18 protein-coding genes and 1 pseudogene are annotated in these 21,776 nt (G+C 35.0%); 16 read left to right on the top strand and 3 right to left on the bottom strand.

The features are described from left to right. Nucleotides 1-4 precede the first annotated feature (4 nt). The 7 genes and pseudogenes from CWO92_RS15600 to CWO92_RS15575 all read left to right on the top strand — a co-directional run bounded on the left by CWO92_RS15600 (nucleotide 5) and on the right by CWO92_RS15575 (nucleotide 7,564). A complete protein-coding gene (locus tag CWO92_RS15600; RefSeq protein WP_101355140.1) occupies nucleotides 5-1,837 on the top strand; it encodes an Ig-like domain-containing protein in 1,833 nt (610 codons plus the stop codon). Beyond that, nucleotides 1,825-2,007 (top strand): annotated as a pseudogene (locus tag CWO92_RS26575) (hypothetical protein); the annotation flags it as partial. The gene CWO92_RS15600 and the pseudogene CWO92_RS26575, both read left to right, overlap by 13 nt. Next, on the top strand, nucleotides 2,008-5,205 hold the full coding sequence (locus CWO92_RS15595; protein WP_101355139.1) for an LPxTATN C-terminal sorting signal domain: 3,198 nt from the start codon (nucleotides 2,008-2,010) through the stop codon (nucleotides 5,203-5,205). Between the two features lie 421 nt (nucleotides 5,206-5,626). Next, the gene (locus tag CWO92_RS15590) at nucleotides 5,627-6,193 is read left to right on the top strand and encodes a DJ-1/PfpI family protein (RefSeq protein WP_101355138.1); all 567 of its coding nucleotides are present in this window, start codon (nucleotides 5,627-5,629) and stop codon (nucleotides 6,191-6,193) included. 74 nt (nucleotides 6,194-6,267) lie between these two features. After that, nucleotides 6,268-6,684 (top strand): SRPBCC family protein, encoded by a 417-nt coding sequence (locus CWO92_RS15585; RefSeq protein ID WP_101355137.1) that lies wholly within the window; start codon nucleotides 6,268-6,270, stop codon nucleotides 6,682-6,684. Then, a complete protein-coding gene (locus CWO92_RS15580; protein WP_101355136.1) occupies nucleotides 6,681-7,004 on the top strand; it encodes an ArsR/SmtB family transcription factor in 324 nt (107 codons plus the stop codon). Before CWO92_RS15585 ends, CWO92_RS15580 begins: the two co-directional genes overlap by 4 nt. 74 nt (nucleotides 7,005-7,078) lie before the next feature. Then, nucleotides 7,079-7,564, top strand: coding sequence for a DinB family protein (locus CWO92_RS15575; protein ID WP_101355135.1), 486 nt, complete (start codon nucleotides 7,079-7,081; stop codon nucleotides 7,562-7,564). A gap of 178 nt (nucleotides 7,565-7,742) precedes the next feature. Here CWO92_RS15575 and CWO92_RS15570 read toward each other — a convergent pair whose 3' ends face one another. From CWO92_RS15570 to sigV, 3 genes are all read right to left on the bottom strand, one after another. Continuing rightward, nucleotides 7,743-9,686, bottom strand: a complete 1,944-nt coding sequence (locus CWO92_RS15570; protein WP_101355134.1) for an acyltransferase family protein — start codon at nucleotides 9,684-9,686, stop codon at nucleotides 7,743-7,745. Nucleotides 9,687-9,948: 262 nt separating this feature from the next. Then, the gene (gene rsiV / locus CWO92_RS15565; RefSeq protein WP_101355133.1) at nucleotides 9,949-10,830 is read right to left on the bottom strand and encodes an anti-sigma-V factor RsiV; all 882 of its coding nucleotides are present in this window, start codon (nucleotides 10,828-10,830) and stop codon (nucleotides 9,949-9,951) included. Nucleotides 10,831-10,852: 22 nt separating this feature from the next. Continuing rightward, the gene (sigV, locus tag CWO92_RS15560; protein WP_101355132.1) at nucleotides 10,853-11,332 is read right to left on the bottom strand and encodes an RNA polymerase sigma factor SigV; all 480 of its coding nucleotides are present in this window, start codon (nucleotides 11,330-11,332) and stop codon (nucleotides 10,853-10,855) included. Nucleotides 11,333-11,725: 393 nt separating this feature from the next. Between sigV and CWO92_RS15555 the strand changes: the two genes are divergently transcribed. From CWO92_RS15555 to CWO92_RS15515, 9 genes are all read left to right on the top strand, one after another. Next, nucleotides 11,726-12,367 carry a response regulator transcription factor gene (locus CWO92_RS15555; RefSeq protein ID WP_101355131.1) on the top strand — a complete coding sequence of 214 codons (642 nt, stop codon included), beginning with the start codon at nucleotides 11,726-11,728 and terminating at the stop codon, nucleotides 12,365-12,367. A 10-nt stretch (nucleotides 12,368-12,377) separates the two neighbouring features. After that, nucleotides 12,378-13,478, top strand: a complete 1,101-nt coding sequence (locus tag CWO92_RS15550) for a sensor histidine kinase (protein WP_101355130.1) — start codon at nucleotides 12,378-12,380, stop codon at nucleotides 13,476-13,478. 533 nt (nucleotides 13,479-14,011) lie between these two features. Continuing rightward, on the top strand, nucleotides 14,012-14,935 hold the full coding sequence (locus CWO92_RS15545; RefSeq protein ID WP_101355168.1) for a metal ABC transporter substrate-binding protein: 924 nt from the start codon (nucleotides 14,012-14,014) through the stop codon (nucleotides 14,933-14,935). 54 nt (nucleotides 14,936-14,989) lie between these two features. Further along, nucleotides 14,990-15,718 carry a metal ABC transporter ATP-binding protein gene (locus CWO92_RS15540; protein WP_101355129.1) on the top strand — a complete coding sequence of 243 codons (729 nt, stop codon included), beginning with the start codon at nucleotides 14,990-14,992 and terminating at the stop codon, nucleotides 15,716-15,718. Then, nucleotides 15,643-16,476 carry an iron chelate uptake ABC transporter family permease subunit gene (locus CWO92_RS15535; protein WP_101355128.1) on the top strand — a complete coding sequence of 278 codons (834 nt, stop codon included), beginning with the start codon at nucleotides 15,643-15,645 and terminating at the stop codon, nucleotides 16,474-16,476. Before CWO92_RS15540 ends, CWO92_RS15535 begins: the two co-directional genes overlap by 76 nt. A gap of 1,066 nt (nucleotides 16,477-17,542) precedes the next feature. Next, nucleotides 17,543-18,262, top strand: coding sequence for a gamma-glutamyl-gamma-aminobutyrate hydrolase family protein (locus CWO92_RS15530; RefSeq protein ID WP_233270059.1), 720 nt, complete (start codon nucleotides 17,543-17,545; stop codon nucleotides 18,260-18,262). Nucleotides 18,263-18,552: 290 nt separating this feature from the next. Beyond that, the gene (locus CWO92_RS15525) at nucleotides 18,553-19,488 is read left to right on the top strand and encodes an ABC transporter ATP-binding protein (RefSeq protein WP_101355126.1); all 936 of its coding nucleotides are present in this window, start codon (nucleotides 18,553-18,555) and stop codon (nucleotides 19,486-19,488) included. Between the two features lie 18 nt (nucleotides 19,489-19,506). Continuing rightward, the gene (locus tag CWO92_RS15520; RefSeq protein WP_101355125.1) at nucleotides 19,507-20,619 is read left to right on the top strand and encodes an ABC transporter permease; all 1,113 of its coding nucleotides are present in this window, start codon (nucleotides 19,507-19,509) and stop codon (nucleotides 20,617-20,619) included. A gap of 2 nt (nucleotides 20,620-20,621) precedes the next feature. Next, nucleotides 20,622-21,767: an ABC transporter permease gene (locus CWO92_RS15515; protein ID WP_101355124.1), complete on the top strand. Its 1,146-nt coding sequence runs from the start codon at nucleotides 20,622-20,624 to the stop codon at nucleotides 21,765-21,767. The last annotated feature ends 9 nt before the right edge of the window (nucleotides 21,768-21,776 follow it).

Raw genomic sequence — 21,776 nt, 5'->3', positions numbered from 1 at the left:
ATTTATGGAGAAACACGAGTCAAAGCTTGCAATCTTTTTAATTGCCATTCTATTATTCGGAACGATTCTACCTACATGGGGCAATCAAAAATCCTTTGCAGCAGAGTTAACAGACATTGATTATGACCCGTATATAGGTAATTCAGTCAAAGTCGCACCTAATTTCGAACTTGATGCAAATTCAGGGGAAACGTTCGCTGAAGGGTATATAAAATTTGAAATTTCAAATGGCTACGTAGATACAGATAAACTATTTTTACCTGACGGTGCAAGAGTTACTTTGGATGATGGTTCTATCCTCGAAGTAAAAGGGGATCAAATCTTACTTAATGATATTGCAATTGCTTCCGTTAATAGTAAGGAAAATGGAGAAGGAAATGCGCTAAAAATTGATCTATCTGCACCACTACCTAATGGGAATTTTGAAGAAGGAGATAGTGGTGACAATGTAGTAGTTCCAAGTTGGACAATTAATAATACGAGTGTCGTAAATGGAAAAACAATCAATCAAATTTGGTTAGGGGATTTGGCTACGCATACCAAAGGTCGTGCTTATCAAAAGGTAGAAAACATTGGGGATGGAAAATATAAAGTAACAGGCCCAAATGGAGAGTATACCTATATAACCAATCTAAATTATAATGGTAAAGCGCTTTATAATGACCCTCAAAGTATAGAAGGTTTTGAAGCCGTCTTTAATACTTGGAATAAAAATAATGGTCCTTATGGATTTGTGAAAAGAATAGATGCCGGTACTGATCCAACAAAAGGACAATCACTTGAAATAGGATTTTTAAATGCCATGCTCAATTCAGGTGATTATGGTAAAACTGATGGCAAAATTGCTTCTTCATTTGGAATAGAAGCAATTAGTTCTCCATTTAAGGCTAAAAAGGGTGATAAATTATCATTCGATTGGAAAGCCAATGATGGTGGAGACGACTATGAGGTATATGGATTTTTAGTAAATACTGAAACAAATGAGAATACAGAAATACTTTATGGGCGAGGATCAGCACAAGATTGGACTACTAATTCAGGGACTGTTCCTCAAGATGGAACATATAAATTTCGTTTTGTGGCAGGATCGTTTAACCGAACAGACGGTACAACTCATGGTGCAACTTTAAGTATTGATAATGTTCGTGTTGTAAGTACTAAAGTAGTTAATGGTGTAGTGAATGCAATTGCACAATTAGTACAGTATGAAAATTCACAATACAGTGGAGATCGCCCTGTGCAAATTTCAGTGGTAAATAGTGAGGGGCAAAAAAGTCAAGACAATAATTTAATAATCAAGATGAGTTCCAAAGATGAAGCAGCGAATTTATTAGGCGATACTTTATCCATCGATTCTCCGAAGGACGGTTCTTATATTTATGATCCAGAAAGTAAAACAATTAGTGGAATAGCTGAACCGGATTCAACAGTTAATGTAACTGTTAAAAGCGATATGGGTTATTCGTTTAATAGTACAACCTCCACTGACAAAGAAGGAAAATGGTCTATTAATCTTAAAGATAATTTAAGTAAAGGCGATTATACAATTGAGGCAACAGCATCTAAAGGTGGAGCAACTTCAAAAACCAATTCATCTACTTTCACTTTTGTTGATAAGACAAATTTAGAACAATATTATAATCAAGTGAAAGAACTTAAAAAGGAAGATTATCGTTCAGGATGGAATCAATTCGATTCAGCATTACAAACTGCGAAAGAAATTTTAGATAATATTGCTGATTCATCGAATAATTCCAATCCTAAACAAGAAGATATAGATGAAGCGTTAACCAATCTTCAAAATGCAAAGGAAAAACTTGAAAAATCCCTCCTGTAGCAACAAATCCGGCAAGCTTTGAGGATGGGAATAAGCAAATTACAATTGATTTTAATAAAAACATTAAGCAAACAGTTGATGATCTAACAGAAGCCTTTTCAGTTACAGTAGATGGAAAAGAGTATAAAGTAACGGAAGTAAAGACTAATGGTGACAAAGTCACACTAACTGTGGATCAACCATTAGATAGTGACGCTAAAAACGTTACAGTGGAGTATCACCCGGATACCACTTCTAACCTTGTTGGTGAGGAAGAAAATGGTTCAGCTGTAGAAGAATTTGTAATACAAGCAGAAGATACATTTGGACATTCTTTGCAAATTAATGAACCAAACGGTACTACTTATAACAAAACACCAATCATTAAGGGTTCAATAGATAAAGATACAGAACATGCGGAAATTACCATTACAGATTCTAATGGTTCAAACATTATAGTCGATAAAGATAATATAACAATTAATCCAGATGGTTCTTGGACATACAATGTTGCTGAACAACTCTCTCCTGGGGAATATGAAGTAAAAGTAACAGCTTCTAAATCTAATCGAGATATTACAAAATATCATAAGTTTATTGTAGCTGATCCACCAGTGGTAGACCCAATCCCACCATTCGGTCAGGATTTGCAAATCAATGAGCCTAACGATATTACAAATGACACAACACCGAGCGTTAAAGGTACAACGGATTTGGATACAGAACAAGCTATCATTACTATCACAGGTTCCAACGGTTCTAAGATTATAGTCGATAAAGATAATATGAATATAAATTCAGATGGCTCTTGGACATATAACGTTAATCAAAAACTTTCACCAGGTGAATATGAAGTGAAAGTAACTGTTTCAAAGACTGGTTATCAAGACGTAACAAAATCTCACAAATTTATTGTTGTGGACAAAGAAACTCTTGTTAATTTAAAAGATAGTATTACAAGCAAAAAACTAGTTGAAAGTGAATACACACAAGGTTCATGGACAAAGTTCGAGGATGCTTTTAACAAAGCGAAATTAATAATAAACAATCCTAAAGCAACTCAAATAGAGGTTGATAATGCCACTACTTCCCTCCAAAATGCCTACGATGAATTAGTATACATTAAGGCTTTAGAGGATGAAGTAAAGCAAGGAAACAATTTAGTACAAAGTAATTACACTAAAGACAGTTGGGATGCTTATCAAACAGCTCTAACAAATGCAACAAAAGTATTAGACGATTCTTCTGCAACAAAGGAACAAGTAAACAAAGCGAAGTTAGAGCTTGAAAATGCACGAAAATCTCTAACTCCTAATGTTGATCATACACAAGTAGATAAGACGCAACTTATAAAAGAGTACGAACTTTCAAGTGAATTTAAACAAGAAGATTATACAGAAGACAGTTGGAATAATTACCAAAAAGCAATAGCAAAGGCAAAAGAGGTAATAAATGATTCCAAAGCAACTCAAGAAGAGGTAGATGCAGCAAAAATAGAGCTTGAAAATGCACGAAAATCTCTAACTCCTAATGTTGATCATACACAAGTAGATAAAACACAACTTATAAAAGAGTACGAACTTTCAAGTGAATTGAAAGCAGTAGATTATACAAAAGACAGTTGGAATAATTACCAAAAAGCAATAGCAAAGGCAAAAGAGGTAATAAATGATTCCAAAGCAACTCAAGAAGAGGTAGATGCAGCAAAAATAGAGCTTGAAAATGCACGAAAATCTCTAACTCCTAATGTTGATCATACACAAGTAGATAAAACACAACTTATAAAAGAGTACGAACTTTCAAGTGAATTGAAAGCAGTAGATTATACAAAAGACAGTTGGAATAATTACCAAAAAGCAATAGCAAAGGCAAAAGAGGTAATAAATGATTCCAAAGCAACTCAAGAAGAGGTAGATGCAGCAAAAATAGAGCTTGAAAATGCACGAAAATCTCTAACTCCTAATGTTGATCATACACAAGTAGATAAAACACAACTTATAAAAGAGTACGAACTTTCAAGTGAATTGAAAGCAGTAGATTATACAAAAGACAGTTGGAATAATTACCAAAAAGCAATAGCAAAGGCAAAAGAGGTAATAAATGATTCCAAAGCAACTCAAGAAGAGGTAGATGCAGCAAAAATAGAGCTTGAAAATGCACGAAAATCTCTAACTCCTAATGTTGATCATACACAAGTAGATAAGACGCAACTTATAAAAGAGTACGAACTTTCAAGTGAATTTAAACAAGAAGATTATACAGAAGACAGTTGGAATAATTACCAAAAAGCAATAGCAAAGGCAAAAGAGGTAATAAATGATTCCAAAGCAACTCAAGAAGAGGTAGATGCAGCAAAAATAGAGCTTGAAAATGCACGAAAATCTCTAACTCCTAATGTTGATCATACACAAGTAGATAAAACACAACTTATAAAAGAGTACGAACTTTCAAGTGAATTGAAAGCAGTAGATTATACAAAAGACAGTTGGAATAATTACCAAAAAGCAATAGCAAAGGCAAAAGAGGTAATAAATGATTCCAAAGCAACTCAAGAAGAGGTAGATGCAGCAAAAATAGAGCTTGAAAATGCACGAAAATCTCTAACTCCTAATGTTGATCATACACAAGTAGATAAAACACAACTTATAAAAGAGTACGAACTTTCAAGTGAATTGAAAGCAGTAGATTATACAAAAGACAGTTGGAATAATTACCAAAAAGCAATAGCAAAGGCAAAAGAGATAATAAATGATTCCAAAGCAACTCAAGAAGAGGTAAATGCAGCAAAAATAGAGCTTGAAAATGCGCGAAAATCTCTAACTCCTAATGTTGATCATACACAAGTAGATAAGACACAACTTATAAAAGAGTACGAACTTTCAAGTGAATTGAAGGCAGCAGATTATTCAAAAGGCAGTTGGGATAATTATCAAAAAGCATTAGAGAGAGCAAAAAAGGTAATAAATGATTCCAAAGCAACTCAAGAAGAGGTAGATGTAGCAAAAGCAGAACTTGAAAAAGCTCGACGTTCTCTTTCAGTCGATAAAACACAACTAAATAATGAGAAAAATTATTCAGAGGATTTATCAGCTAAAGATTATACAAAAGACAGTTGGAAGTCTTATCAGGATGCTTTAAACCATGCTAAGAAAATACTGGCCGACCGAAATGCTACACAATATGAAGTTAATGCTGCGTTAAATAGATTAAAAGAATCAAGAAATGCATTAGTAAGATTACAAGACTCAAATAACCAATCAAAAAATAGTGATAAAGGTATTTTACCAAATACAGCTACTAATACTTATAACTGGCTGTTATTTGGTTCAGCATTCCTATTATTGGGTGCGTTATTCCTTTTAAGACAAAAACGTAAAGAATCGAAATAAGCTTCATTAGGGGGGAAACTAATTTCTCCCCTTTTTTTGTTCGTTAATTGGGTAAATTAAGGAAGATTTTCTATAATCCGGGCTCCGGGAATCATTTATTTCCCCCCCTGAACAAATGATCATTCCTCTTATTTGAGATGTCTCCCCTCCATAATGGCAGAAAAAAGGAGAAACTTTAGACTTATAGACTATAAATGATAGAATCATAAAAACGCGCAGATATATAAAAATATATTTTCTCAGGAAGAATTCTTTATTTCTAGGAGATGAAGCTCACGAATATGGAGGTAGATAATGGGAGTAATACAAGAGGCTCTTTTTGCTGTTGGTAATATAATACAGTATATCCAAAAGTAATTAGCGACTTTTTTGTTTTGAAAATTATTACTATAATGAAAATAAAATTGTGAGGAGGTAAGAGATGCAAAAGAAGGTTGGATTTATCGTCTATGATCATTTTGCTATTTGGCAGGTTTCCCTGTTACAAAAGTTCTTAACAGATGCTGACTATCAGATTGAGACTCTATCGATTAACGGAGGTTTAATATCGACTGATGGAGGCGTTCTTGTTCATACAGAAAGTCTTAAGTATAAAAATCCAAATCAATATGAATTTTTACTTTTACCCGGAGGTAGAATGTCGGAGGAATTAGTAGATAATCTGTTTTTGCAACAATTTTTGCAAGCGTTTAATGGGCTTATTGCTGCAAGCTGTGCTTCAGCAACCATCGTGGCAGGTGCTGGTTTGGTAAAAGGTGATTTTACCACGATGCCTCATATCAAGGATATCTATTCAGAGTATTTTGCTGATGGACATTATATAGACACTGATATGGTTGCTAGTGATAAACTAATTACTAGTAAAGGATTTGCCCATTATGAATTTACGATGGCGGTTCTGGAGAAGATTGGGCTTACGGAAAAAGACCCACGATTAAAAAGTATGGCATTAAAACTTTCAAGAAATCAAACACTAGTTAGTAAGTAGAGTTGAAATAACACTAAAAGGTGTTATAATGGATATAACACCTTTTAGTGTTATATTTTTTTGGAGGTTTTAAAATGACATTACCGGATATAAAATACTGTATTCTTTTAAATGCACCGATTGAAAAAGTATGGAAAGCAGTAGCTACTTCAGAAGGAATTGCAGCATGGTGGATGGACAATACATTTGAACCAATTCTCGGAAAGGAATTTGTTTTACATGCTGGACCTTATGGTGATTCACCTTGCAAGGTGACGGAACTTGATCCTCCTTATAAAGTTGGATTTGATTGGGGGAAGGATTGGCATTTAACTTTTGAATTAAAAGAGGTAGATGGAAAAACAGAATTTACACTCGTTCACTCTGGCTGGGATGAAAATAAGGTTACAGAGTTTAATCAACCCCATACGGTTATCCGAGGCATTATGGATCAAGGTTGGGCAAAAATTAAAGACAACAAGCTTGTATCTTATGTAGAATCATTAAAATGAAAGACACCGAGATAAAACACGATGTTTTTCAAGCGGTTGCCGACCCAACCCGGCGCAAGATGCTTATACTACTTGCTGATAGGGAAATGCCGATTACTTCCATTACCGAACAATTTCCTATTAGCCGTACCGCAGTCAATAAACATCTTCACGTACTAGCCAATGCAGGTCTTGTCCAAAGCAAAAAGGTAGGTCGCGAAACTAGGTATAAGCTGCAGCCCGAGCCATTGAAAGAACTTCAAAAATGGTTAAGCTTCTTCGAAAAATATTGGGCAGATAAATTATCAGCTTTAAAAGAATATGTAGAGTCTGATGATTAATGTGCATAGAAAATTTCCCCTGTTTATATAGTTTAACGTGTATAATTTTAGTAAACATGAACAGGGGTGAATCTATGGAACATAATCAAAAAGTTAGAGAAGAATTATTGGAAAGTGTGAGCTACCTATCCGATGAGCAATTAAACACAAAGCCAGAAGAGGCAACATGGTCTATCATGCAAAACTTAGAACATCTATACTTGATGGAGAAAACTATTGTACAAAGAATGAAGCAGGAATTGAAGTACCATTCGGAACCAACTTCGGAAGTGCCCATAACCGTGTTGTTAAATCGATCAAAAAAGGTCGAGGCTCCAGATTTTCTTAAGCCTTCTAATGAATTTTTCTCTTTAAAAGAGATGAAGAAAAAACTAGATAGTTCTCGTGAAGCATTAATAAATTTTGTTGCGAATACATCTGAGGAAGACTTGACAAATAGGGTAATGACTCATCGCTTATTTGGTCCTTTATGTTTGAAACAATGGGTTGAATTGATAGGGTATCATGAGCAGCGGCATTTAAAACAAATCGAGGAAGTAAAAGAGGCATTGCAATTTTAAAAACATGGCCAAGAATTCAACTTAGAATCCTTGGCCATGTTTTTTTGAAGTTTGACAAACAATTATGTAGGTAAAAAAAGACTGAGGAATTTCGTTTTTTCGTTGGTTCATATCAAGCTGTGAAATAATACAGTCTAATTGAATACTATTTTCGTGTCCTTCTTCTTATACTATTACTCTATTTCACTTTATTAGCCACTAAAGATGCATACGTTGATGCTCCTTTAGGATTAAGATGAACACCATCCGGTTCGAAGTATTCATTATGATTAGTACTGGAAGAATACCAATCAACAAGGGAGGCATTAGAATATTTTGCAGCTGCCTCTTTCAAAGCGGTATTTACAATATTTTGCCATGGGCGTGGAACTCTTGTGTTGACGAAAATGACCTTCCTATTCACCCCAATAATGTTCATCATAGTTTCTAGCTGGCTTTTGGTAAAAGGACCATTTGTTCCGAGTTCAATAATTACCACATTGCCCAATTCTCCGTTCTTTTTCATTTGCTTCACAACATCTAAAGCTTGATACATTTGTCTTCCGATTACGGCATTCACCTTTATAGATGGATATATCTTTTTCAAATGCGGTTCTACGTCTACCAAAATGGAATCACCGATAGCTGATATCGCTAGATTGGAATTTGGAGGTGGCGAGTTTTTGGTAGAGTGCTTGTTTTTAGCGATTGTAGAATTATTAGCTTTCTGCGTAACTTTGTGTTCTCCTGCAGAATTATGATCCTTTAGGGGAACCTTTTGTTCCACCACTTTTTTGGATGGTTGAACTTTTACTTCTTTCGAGACGGAATCCTGTTGTGAGGTTGGACTCTCTTTCCGTTCTTCATTCGGTTTTTCTTTTTGTTTTTCCCCCTTCATGGATGTCTGCTTTTCTGTAGGGACAGAAAGGGAAGCTGTTTTACTATTCGTTTTTGCACTAGGTTCATTTGAACTGAACAGTATGGAAATAAGTAAAATAACAGATACTCCCACAAAAGCAAATGCACGTCGGTAAGAAAATATTCCAAGTCTTTTCCAAATGACTCCAAATCCGTTTTTTCTTATAGGATTTTCTATAAATGTATAAGAAAGAGATGAAAGCAAGATAATAAGTGCGATTTGAAATAAAACCCTAAATATAGATATTCCTTGAGTATGAACAGCTGGTGTCGTTAGCAAAATAATTGGGTAATGCCATAAATAAATACCATAAGACCGAACTCCAAGAAAGCGCAATGGTTTAAGCTCAAAGATCCTACTGATGCTGCTTGCAGGATGCACAAGGGAAGCCAATAAAAGCACCGTAATAACAGATAACAGAATCATTCCGCCTAAATATAAAAAGCTTTCATATTGATTTGTGCGAGCCAGCATCCAAAGCAGGATGAAAAGTCCGAATGCCCCAATGAAATTTAGAAAAACACTAGATTTAAAAGGTACTTTTCCTGCTAATTTTTGACTAGGCCAGCAGAGGGCAAGAGCAGCTCCAATTAATAAGGAAAAGGCACGAGTATCTGTTCCATAGTATACTCTGCTAGGATCCATACCTGGTTGATATAGAAATGCCATTGCTAAACCGGAAAGGATAGCAGCAAGAAGTGTTAAAAATAGTACAGAACGTTTAGATAAAAAGTTTAAACCAATCAAAATAAGTAAAGGCCAAACTAGATAAAACTGTTCTTCCACTGCTAATGACCAAAAATGAGTAAGCAGGGAAGGAGAATGAAAGCTTTCAAAATAAGAGACATGGTGGAAAATATACCACCAATTACTGAAATAAAACGATGCTGCAATTATATCTCCTCTTAAACTAGCAAGAAAATGGCGGTCAAATAAGATAACCCAGCATGAAAGAGCAATTAGGAGAGTGAACATTGCAGGCAGTAGACGTCTTGCTCTGCGGTACCAGAAGCTTTTTAAATCAATTGTTCCTTTTCTTTCCTTTTCTGAGACAAGTAAATCGGTAATAAGGTATCCAGATAGTACGAAAAATACACATACCCCTAAAAAGCCTCCGCTTGCCCATCCAAATCCAAGATGGTAGAAGATAACGGCAAATACGGCTAATGCCCGCAAGCCATCAAGAGAATGAATATAACGTTTTTTTTCTGTATGTAATTCCATTAGGCTGTTTCCTCCTTTAAGAAGAATAGACATGTTGTATGAAGAAACAATAAAGGGAATCGTAAATGAAAGAAGCTGCTTATAATTTTAAATATAAAATGCGGATAGATCCTTTCATCTATCTCTCCACGAATATTGCTCAATTCAAGGTATTTACATTACAAATATTACATTTATATTACGAATACATCAATGGGTATTATGTCAGAAATTAAATGTATACAGGGATAGTAACCAACACCTACCCCTGTCAATGTTAAAATTATTGAATATACTCGTGCCCCACTAATATATTCGATATAACTTTCGTTGGAATGACAAATTCTACTGTACCCATATATCCTGGTGCAACATCAAATTGATTAAAGGCAATCACTAATTTATGATCTTTATTGATATAAAAGTTTTGATTGGCAGAGATTTTCTTAAACATCTCTTCCTGGCTAATATCCAGATCTCCCGCTCCACTAATCCAATAAATTTTACTTGGATCTTCCTTCATTTGCTGAAGCATTTGCTCTTGTATATTTTTACTGATTACGTCAATATATTGGTCATTTTTAAATAGAATTGGAAGGGTTAATAAAATTTGCTTCTTCTTATCAATCGTATCAAATTTTAATGTTGTATCGGACGATGCTTGTATTTTTGTCACATATCTTTCAATAGATAATATTTGATCATTATCTGTTTTGACTTCATAACCGCTATCAACGCTCATATGTCCATTGCCTTGTTTCTTCATTTCGTTCATCTCTTGTGTGAAGTCTTTATACAATTTACGATTTTCATCGATATACTTTTGATTGAGACTGTTTTCCAGGCCTTTATTTTCGAGATTTTTAATACCAGGGGTTTTGAGATTGGCATTATAGTTTTTGTCATCAACATTAAATTCTTTAAACGTAAATACTTTCACGACATTCCTAATAACAGGTATGTCAGATAATGTTTTTGCAAATGTGGGACTCGTATTTAAGCTAACAATGAAAATTGCTGCAGCGGCTACAGCCCCTAAAATCCATGGATAGATGCGTCTAGGGCGTCTCGACTGTATTAGTGCATTATTTACTACATCATCTAGTTCTGCAGGGATAGGAATATTTTTATATTCATTTCTTAACTGCTCCAATTTTTTATCCATCCAAAATTCCTCCAGTAAAGAGTTATTTTAACTTAATTCGCAGCATGTCCAATGCTCTGTATAACCTTGTTTTGACCGTGCTTTCTTTTTCGCCTAGCACTTCCGCTACTTCCTCAATCTTTAAATCCTCGAAAAATCGTAAAACAATGACACTTCGATATTTCATTGGTAATTCCTCGAGAGATTTTTCTAAATCCAGATGCTTGTAGCTATCTTCTTTGCCTGAGCTATAATAATCTAGCGCTTCTTCATCGACGAAAGTAACCCTTTTCCTTTTACGCAAAAAGTCAAGGGATGTATTGACCACGATTCGGTAGAACCAGCTTTTGACGGACTGAGCATCCCGTATAGTGTCTTTCGCCAGAATCGCCTTTTTTATAGAATCTTGAACAATGTCCAATGCGTCCTCCGAATTTTTCACATAACTATAAGCCAGTCGATAAAAGTCTTCTTTATTTTCTGTTACGAACTGTATAAAATAATGGTCCAACTTGCTTTTCATTGAAAAAAGAGCTCCTTTTTCTAAGATACGTATCATGAAGTTTGTTACGGAAAATAGACGTGCGGTGAGGATAAAAAGTTTTAAAATTTTTTTTGGGAAATCTTATTAACATTTGAGAGTAAAGGAATGTTGAAAATTTAATACTATATAAATTATTGGACTGTGTTGCTATAATCCGTGTGGCCACGTCTTTCGGGTAAGGGGATCATCTCGTAACAATGGTTTCCTTCACATCTCCTATGGATTTGAATGAACTGTGGCGCCAACGCTTTTCCTGTAATATATTAAGCTAGAATAACTTAGAAAGGATTTTATTTGAACGAAGGAGAATACGTTTTTTAGGGTAAATTCATATAAAGGATGTGAACAAAGTGCGAGAAACGCACTATTAGAATGAAGATAAAATTAATTATTGCCGACGATAATTCTTTTATTCGGGAAGGGATGAAAATCATCCTAAGTACGTATGAGGAGTTCGAGGTTTTAGCGACAGTAGACGATGGAAAGGAAGCAGTTGATTATTGTAAAAGTCATGAGGTGGATGTTGCTTTATTAGACGTGAGAATGCCGAATATGAATGGGGTAGATGCAACAAAGCTAATCACGGAGGAAACGAATACAAAGCCACTAATTCTAACTACCTTTGATGATGATGAATATATCATGGATGCCATAAAGAACGGGGCGAAGGGCTATTTACTGAAAAATACAGAGCCAGAAGTGATTCGTGATGCCATTAAGGGTGTTTATAAAGGGAACAGTTTTATTCAGGATGTCGTATTGGAAAAAATAAAATCTAATTTGGCAGAGCCGAAAAATAAGGAAATAAAAATAGATACAAGTTTGTTTACGGAAAGGGAATTGAGCATTATGGCATTAATTGCAAAAGGTTTTTCGAACAAAGAAATCTCCAAGCAGCTTTTTATTTCGGAAGGAACGATTGCCAATTATATTACTTCCATTCTAAATAAAACGGCTCTTGAACATCGAACACAAATTGCCATTTATTATTTAACAGGAAAAGTGGAGCAATGAGGAAACAACAATGGAATTATGGATGATTTTCAGCAAATTAATTGTAATGGGGTATATTGCTGCTGTCTGTATACAATCAGGAAGCTCCGATTTGCCATGGATTGTTTTTTCGCTGCTAGTTTATTTTAGTATGAGCATTTTGATTTATTTGTTTAAAAAGAATGGGGCTAGAAAGCTGTCTATGCTGGTGTCGATTATTGTATTGGTTATTTTCTGTATACAAATCGATTCCTATTTTATGTTGCTTTTACCTCTCAGTATATATGAGTTAGGAAACTATTTTATAGAAAAAAAGCCTTTTTTACTATTGATTGCGACTATTCCGATTATCTATATGCCAATAGCTATGTATCCTATATATGGATTGGTAACATTATTAAGCTTTATGGTGTTTGGGATGGGGGTTATTTTTACCGAGAAACTGACAAAATACGAAAAAAATATGGACAAAATGCGAAAAAATCTACAAAAGCTTTCAAGAAGTTTGAATGAAAATCAAGAATACATAAGGCAATCTGAATATACTTTCAAGTTGGAGGAGAGGAACAGGCTATCACAAGAAATTCATGATAAAGTTGGTCATTCCATGACGGGTGCCCTCATTCAAATGGAAGCCTCTAAGCGTTTGATGAGCATAAATCAAGAAAAAGCAACGGAGTTACTGCAAAATGCTATCAATATCTCGAAGGAGGGAATCGAAAGCATTCGCATCACCTTGAAAAATATCAAGCCGCCAACGGAACAAATGGGTATTCACCGTATGAAGTTATTAATTGATGAATTTGCCTCGAAACATGAACTGGCAACCTCCTTTGTTTATAAAGGGAATCTGGAGGTAATTGCTCCAATCCACTGGAAGATTATTCAGGAGAACATAACGGAAGCTTTAACAAACACTTTAAAATATTCCGAGGCTACTCATATTTCTGTAGATTTAAATGTATTAAATAAATTGATCAGGGTGGAAGTGAAGGATAATGGAAAAGGAGCTGAAAAAGTGAAAAAAGGGCTTGGAATTAGGGGAATGGAAGAACGGACCGCCGCTATTAACGGGAAAGTAATCGTGGATGGGACAAACGGCTTTTCGGTCACGACATTGCTGCCTATTTAAAAATGTTTAAGCCTAAATGATAAAAAATATTGATATAATTCCTATAAAAATAAATAGGAGGAAGGAGCTGTTGATCGATATGATTACAGCTTTTTTTATTATTTTTGTATAGAGGCAGATGGTTACAGGTCAACCAGAAATATTTAGCATTCGTTTAACCTTATAATACGAACTGGCAGCTTAGTTGAACAAGGAATTAAAAAAGGGAAATAATTATTTAGTATAGGTCGTCATAAAAAAAGGAGTATTAAAAAAACAATGTTTGACATGATATCGGAACAACGTTAATATAATAAACGTAATCATTACGATTTAAATAAAAATCGAAGTGGATAATGGATATTTTAAATTAATGTTTACATATAAAATAAGTTTATGTGTTTATTATTGATTCTAAATCGTAATGATTTCGAATTATCCTTAAAGATATCTATTTTTTAATGAAGTTTTCAATAATAAATCGTAATCATTACATTTTATTCAAAGTGTTTGGAGGGAATTAGGTGAAGAAAGTAATTAATTTAAAAGCACTCATGATTCTATGTATAGCATTTATTTGTTTACAAGGTTGCAGTAAGAATGACAATAGTGAAAATAAGGAAAAGGGTGGGAAGGATAAAAAAATCCATATTGTTACGACCTTTTATCCAATGTATGAATTCACTAGAAACATTGCTGGAAATATGGCTGATGTAGAGCTTTTAATTCCTTCAAATGTTGAACCCCATGATTGGGAGCCATCTCCGAAGGATATGTTGAAAATTCAAAATGCCAATGTTCTTGTGTATAACAGTAAGTTTCTTGAGACATGGGTTCCGAATATCCAAAAAAGTTTAGGGAATAAGGGTCCACAGTATGTAGAAGCAAGTAAAGGAATTCATCTAATGAAAGGAGTAGCTGAAGAAGATTCAACAGCTAAGAATAAACAAACTCAAATGGATCCTCATGTATGGTTAAGTCCTGCATTAGCTCAAAAAGAAGTAACCAATATTACTCAGACGCTAGTAAAAGTTGATCCTAAAAATAAGAATTATTATGAGAATAATAGTAAAACGTATTTGCAAGAACTTGAAAAACTAGATAAGGCCTATCGAACAGCACTGCAAAATGTTAAAAAACGTGAAATAATCACCCAGCATGCAGCATTTGGATACCTGGCAAGAACGTATCATCTGACCCAGGTTCCTATCGCAGGACTTTCACCAGATCAAGAGCCTAGTCCTGCTAAATTAGGAGAGTTAAAGAAATTTGCGAAATCCCATAATCTAAAAGTGATTTATTATGAAGAAGTTGCTTCTCCGAAGGTTGCGAAGACACTGGCAAATGAAATTGGGGCTAAAATCGAAGTACTTAATACACTTGAGGGATTAAGTAAGAAGGATCAAGAAAAAGGTTTAGACTATATTACCGAAATGGAAGAGAATTTAAAAAGCTTGGAAAAAACATTAAATGAGTAGCTCAAAAAGGGCGTCATAAAAGCCGACGCTCCTATTCAGGAAGGAGTGCAATCAATGAAGTTAGCTGCATTAGAGAATGTTACGTTTGGCTATACTCATATTCCAACATTAAATAGTGTTTCATTTGAAATAGCTTCTGGAGAGTTTGTTGGAGTTACAGGAGCAAACGGTGCTTCAAAGTCAACTATACTGAAATTAATGTTAGGCTTAATTAAGCCGTGGTCAGGGCGAATTTATTTAAGTAAAACTAATTCAATGGGAAACCCTTTAAAAGTAGGGTATGTCCCTCAACAGATCGCATCATTTAATGTAGGATTTCCTAGTAGTGTCATCGAACTTGTTCGTTCTGGTAGATTCCAAGATAAAAAGTGGTATCAAAGACTTACCAAACTTGATCATGAAATAGTGGAAAATGCATTAAACATGGTGGGAATGTGGGAATTCAAAAATGAGAAAATCGGCTCGTTATCTGGGGGGCAGAAACAAAAAATTTGCATTGCTAGAGTTCTTGCGACAGAACCAGATTTGTTAGTCTTGGATGAACCCACTACTGGAATGGATTACGATAGTAGAGTAAGTTTTTATAAGTTTATGAAGCATCAAGTTAGACTGCATAAAAGAACAGTTGTAATGGTCACTCATGACCAGGAAGAAGCTGGTGACAGCTTTGATAAAATGATTCATTTGGAGAAAGGGGAACACGGAGAGTGGAAATGTTTAACCTTGAGTTCATGCAACGGGCATTTTGGGCAGGCGGACTCATTGCAATTATCGCTCCTATAATAGGCATCTTCCTTGTTTTAAGAAGGCAAGCATTGATGGCAGATACCTTATCTCATATCTCTTTAGCGGGGGTTGCCATTGGTTTTTTTATTCATTCGAATATTACCTTATCAGGTATTGCTGTTGTCATGATGGGAGCCATTGGGATTGAATATATGCGAAGATCATACCAATCGTATTCAGAAGTATCGATAGCCATATTAATGACGGCTGGATTATCCTTTGCATTATTTTTGATGAGTATTACAGAAGGAGGCATGAGTCCAAATATAGAACAATATTTATTTGGTTCCATTGTAACCATTAGTAATGAGCAGGTTTACACATTATTAGGGGTCACAATCATTGTTCTTATTTATTTTGTCTTGTTTAAACGATCTTTATTTTTATTAACTTTTGATGAAGACACAGCCCAAACAAGTGGAATCAATACAAATTTATTATCTTTATCATTTAGTATGCTTACAGGTCTAGCAATTTCTGTCATCATTCCTACAATAGGTGTGTTATTAGTTTCAGCGTTATTAGTGTTACCTGCTTCTTTTGCGATTAAATTGGCCAAGGGTTTTAAGGTTGTTATTTTTACTGCAATTTTTGTCGCTATATTCAGTGTATACACCGGTTTAATTTCTTCATATAATCTCGGCACACCACCAGGAGCAACCATAACATTATTGCTTGTGATCATCCTTTTAGTGGGATTTACAACTCAAAGAGTCTTTTTGTTTTACCAGAGAATATACAGAAGAAGTTATTAAAAACAATTTTTTTTAACCGGGACTTAGAGTAAATCTCTTTGTGTAATTAATAGTTATATTGTCCTTTGACCTAATCTCAACCTGTAAGTACACTATGGGCCCAAAAACTGGGACAAAAAGCATCCCGTAGCTGTATTCGTTAACCATTTCAGATGCTAAATGGATTTAATCAAAACTGGAACTAAGGTAGTAATTCGAAGTTAATAATAAATAAAAAGTTTATATATTACTGAGAATGCGATGTCTAAAAAGGCATCGTTAATTTTTTTAAAAGGAGAGTTTGTGAAATAATGTACTTAAACAAATCCAGCTAATAGTTTGTGGATATGATATACATTTGAGAGAGGCTGTTTTTCAATATGGCAAGTAGACAATTGGAAAGAGCAATCTGGTTCTTCTTATAAAGCTTATGCTAGTGGGAGTCTTTCACATTTCTTCTTCCCCCTTGATTTATCACAAAAAATTTTAACCTGCCATTATTGGAGTCTATAGAAAAGGAATCCAGTTTACTTGTAGTAAACTAGGGGTAAGAAGCTATACGTTCGCCTGTGGCTTCCGTAACAAATGATATTCAGCTACTCACCTTAGTAAATCATAAATACCTTTTAGTCATAATTTTTTATATAGCGGAAAATTTTTTGATACTTCAAAGAATAATGAGTTGGGTCAAGATTTTTTTTCATAATGCTTAATATTTACCTTCAGTTACTTCACCATAAACAAGAACTTTTTTTCAGCATCTCGCTTATTATTAGTAAAATTACTAATATTGCCCTATTCTACTAATAAGTATACAGGCTTGCCGTTAGCTTCAATTTCAAACAAGTAATAAGTTCTACTATTTCATCCCATTTTTTCTTGCTGTTAATTAGCACTGAAGTTAACGAAGTTTAATTAAGCTTGGGATGCATTAGTTAAATAATAAACCAGAACGCCATTTTTTTATTACCTTGCAACAATTTTGGATTTTATTTTTACCCTTTCTATATTCATAAATAGCTCCTTCTTTAAAAGGAAATACTCTTAATAAGTATTGTTTTGAAAGAGGAGAGAACATTTATTGAATATGAAAAAAACAGTTATCGGTATTGCTAGTTCATCGGTTAAATATAATGGCCAAGAAAGCTCTATTCTTCCGATTAGTTATTGTGAAGCAATAACTAAAGCAGGGGGTATTCCTGTTATTCTTGCTGTTGCGAAACAAGAAATGGCAGAACATTGGATAAGCATATGTGATGGTATTATTTTAAGTGGCGGGGAAGATATAGATCCTTTCTCTTATCATGAGGAACCTCATCCAAAGTTGGAAAAAACAAAACTAGAGCGGGATCAATTTGAAATAAGTTTAGTACAGGAAGCAAGAAAAAAGAAAGTACCGGTATTGGCGATTTGCAGAGGGATGCATGTCTTGAATGTAGCACTAGGTGGTACTCTCTTGCAGGATATTGAAAGTATCGTTCCTAATTGTATTCAGCACACTCAAAAGGCATCCAGTGAAACTGCTTCTCACAGCGTTAAAATAAATAAAAATAGCTTGCTTTTCTCCATCCTTGGTTTGCACGCAGTGCGGGTGAATAGTTTTCACCATCAAGCTGTCAATAATCTTGCACCTGGAATAAAGGTAACAGCTCGGGCATTTGACGGAATTATAGAAGCTATTGAAGCAATGAATATGGAAGAAAATTGGCTGTTGGGTGTTCAGTGGCATCCGGAGGAAATGGGCGATAATTTTCAGATGGATCGTCTATTTGCAGAGTTTATCAAAGCATGTAATCAGGGTAAATAACTCTATCTAAAAACCTCATATGAAAAACATGAGAATTCTCATGTTAAAACAATGAAGGAATGCACTTATGGGAGTGCATTCCTTTTTCATATAATATCATCAGAAACTATTAATACATGTCTAGCTGCAGCGCCTATCCCGCTAGCTCGGGTTTCTGGTCTTCTTCCTGCGGGTGAAACCTCAGCTCGTGAACTATCACAACTCGGTTTCCTTTGTCTCGCCTGTGACTACGAAATCCGTATACCGATGAGAAAGGCGCTTTCGCTTTTCTAATGGAGAGGAGAAAAAACGTGAACGTGTTGGAGATAAAAAATTTAACGAAGAAATTCGGTGACTTTATCGCGGTGGATAATATGTCTTTAAAAATTGAAGAAGGGGAGATTTTCGGATTTTTAGGTGCAAACGGAGCGGGTAAGAGCACGACCATCAATATGATATCTGGACTGTTAAGAAGCAACGAAGGGGTTATTAATATCCTTGGGAAGAATGCCGTCAAACATAACCGGTTTGCAAAAATGAATATCGGGATAGTACCACAGGATTTAGCCATTTACGAAGATCTAACTGCATATGAAAATGTCCGTTTTTTTGCTGGATTGTACGGGTTAAGGGGCGCTGTATTAGATGCCCGGGTAAAGGAAGCGCTCGCGTTTGTTGGCCTCAGTGATAAGCATAAAAACTATCCAAAGAATTTTTCCGGCGGGATGAAAAGGCGCCTGAACATAGCATGTGCTATTGCCCATCGGCCAAAATTGATTATTATGGATGAACCGACTGTAGGTATCGACCCGCAATCCAGAAACTATATCCTTAACTCTGTACGCAAGCTTAATGAAATGGGAAGTACGATCATTTACACAAGTCATTATATGGAAGAAGTAGAGGAAATCTGTACTCGCATTGCTATTGTTGATCACGGCCAAATTATTGCGGAGGGTACGAAAGAGCAGTTGAAATCCATCATAACCAATACGAAAGATATTTGGATTGAAGTGAAATCGACGGAAGGTCTTGATCTGAATACTCTGCAGGCAATTAACGGAGTGGAGGCAGTTCAAATAGAAGAGAATGTTATTAAAATCCATAGTGATGCAGGAGTGAATAATTTAAATAAGATCATTGAACAGTTAATAAAAAATGGTGCAGAAATACGTTCTTTAGAAGAGCAGGAACCAAATCTTGAAACGGTGTTCTTGACGTTAACAGGGAGAAACCTGCGTGATTAAAAGAAGGGAGGGATAATGTTGAATATTGTCAACATCTTTTTAAAAGAGTTAAAGCAAACCTTTCGAGATTTTCGGATGTTTGTTTTCATGATCGCTTTTCCAATTGTGTTTATGTTGGTACTTGGGATGGCGCTATCAAATGCATTCAGTACAAGTAAGATTTCAATCGATAACATTCATGTTCTATATAAGAATCTGGGGAATAATCAATTGGCACAGTCATTTGAAACATTAAAAAAGGAAACGGCAAAATCAGGGATTCAGTTTAAAGAGGCAACAGGGAATGTAGATGGAAAGAAAGCAGTAAAACAGAATAATGTTGACGGTTATGTGAAGATTTCAAACAATGGAATCAAGTTATATGAAAGTGATCGGAATAGTATTGAAGGAAACATTATTCAAGGAATGTTGACTGCTTTTGTCGATAAATACAATGTTGCTATGTCGGTAGCAAAAGTTGATCCAAGTAAAGTGAATATGGTTCTTGCATCGAATCACTCCAAACAGTATATAAAAGAAACATCCTTACATGCTGCAAAATCACCAGGTGCAATGGATTATTATGCGATTGCCATGACCGCCATGATTGCCTTTTACGCTGCACTGAACGGTACTTCCTTAATGAATACGGAAATAGCAAGGAAAACAGGGGATCGGCTATTAGTATCGCCTGCTCGCAAAAGTGAAATATTTTTAGGAAAAGTATTGGGAAGTATAACAATAAATTTTATCTTTATTGTCATCGTTGTTTTATTTAGCAAATTTGTTTTTAAAGCAAATTGGGGAGATCATTTGGGAGTTATATTCCTTGTTTTGTTAACAGAAGTGCTGATGGCTGTCAGTTTTGGGCTTGGAGTAAGCTATATCACCAAAACAGGCGGAGCGGCCCGAACCATTGTGATGATAGTTATTCAAATAGCCTCCTTCATAGGTGGTGCTTATTTTAAAATTGACTATGCAGGAAATATTCCAAAACTTTCACCATTATCTTGGGTAATTGAAGGGATTACCAAAGTGATTTATGCGAATGATCTTGGGGCTGCTATTCCTTCCATAATCCTGAATATAGGGATAACGCTTATTATGATGCTGATAGCGGTAGTATCTTTCCAAAGACGGGAGGGGTTATAAACATGAAGGATATATTTTGGTTAGTGAAAAATACGTTGAGAGTAACGTTTAAAAGTAAAAAAGGAATTCTGTTATATATATGCACTCCTCTGATTGGAATATTTATCTCCCTTCTTTCCTATGGGGGTTCAGGTGGAACGACACTGCAAGTTGGGATTGTCAATCATGATCATCAAGCTGTTACAACAAATACCATTAAATTTATAAAAGATTTGGAGAATGTAAAGGTAAAAAAACTTAAAGAATCTGATGTATCGAAACAAATTACGGAAGGAAAACTCGATTGCGTTATTACCTTTGATAAGGGATTTGCTAACAGTGTTCTTAAAGGAAATCCAAACCATATCAGCATTTCTTCCATAAAAGGCGCAACGGTTACGAGTTATATCCAATCCTATCTATATAATTATATTGATAATATTTCCGCAATCAGCAAGGCGGCGGGAGGGGATCAAAACAAATTCGATAAAATGTATGTTGATTATCACCAGTCGAAAGTAAAAATGTCCGCAAGTGTTTTAAATGACGTATCAAAATATAAAGATATAACGAATCAAACAATGGGGTATTTATTAATGATTATGCTAATCAGTGCAAGCACCCTTGCTGAAATTATTTTAAAAGAAAAAGGAAATAGAACCTATTACAGACTTCTATCGACACCTATTAATGCCAAAAAATATATTTCAGCCAATATCATCGTGAATCTTATTGTGATGATAATTCAAATTATTATTACATTACTTTCTCTTAAGGGGATATTCCATATCAATATCAATATGCCAGCTTGGCAACTGGGCTTAATCTTACTGATATTTGGATTAGTGGCAATTGGATTTGCACAAATTACGGTAGCTTTTACTAACAGTACAGGGGCATCTGGCGCAATGCAAAACTTATTCATTGTTCCAACCTGCTTGTTATCCGGCTGTTTCTTCCCTGCCGAGATTATGCCAAAAGCATTGCAAAAAGTATCTGATTTCCTCCCGCAGCACTGGGTATTGGAAACTATCACGAAATTACAGCAAGGCGCACAATTAGGGCATTTAACATTGAATTTCATGATATTGCTGGCATTTGCTCTAGCGTTTTTCCTAATTGCAATCTACAAAATCAGTAGAAATAACAATGTAAGAAATTTTGTATGAAATGGGAAA

The organism is Heyndrickxia camelliae (assembly GCF_002844575.1).
Lineage (GTDB): Bacteria > Bacillota > Bacilli > Bacillales > Bacillaceae_C > Margalitia > Margalitia camelliae.
This window is presented reverse-complemented; position numbering and strand designations above follow the sequence as displayed.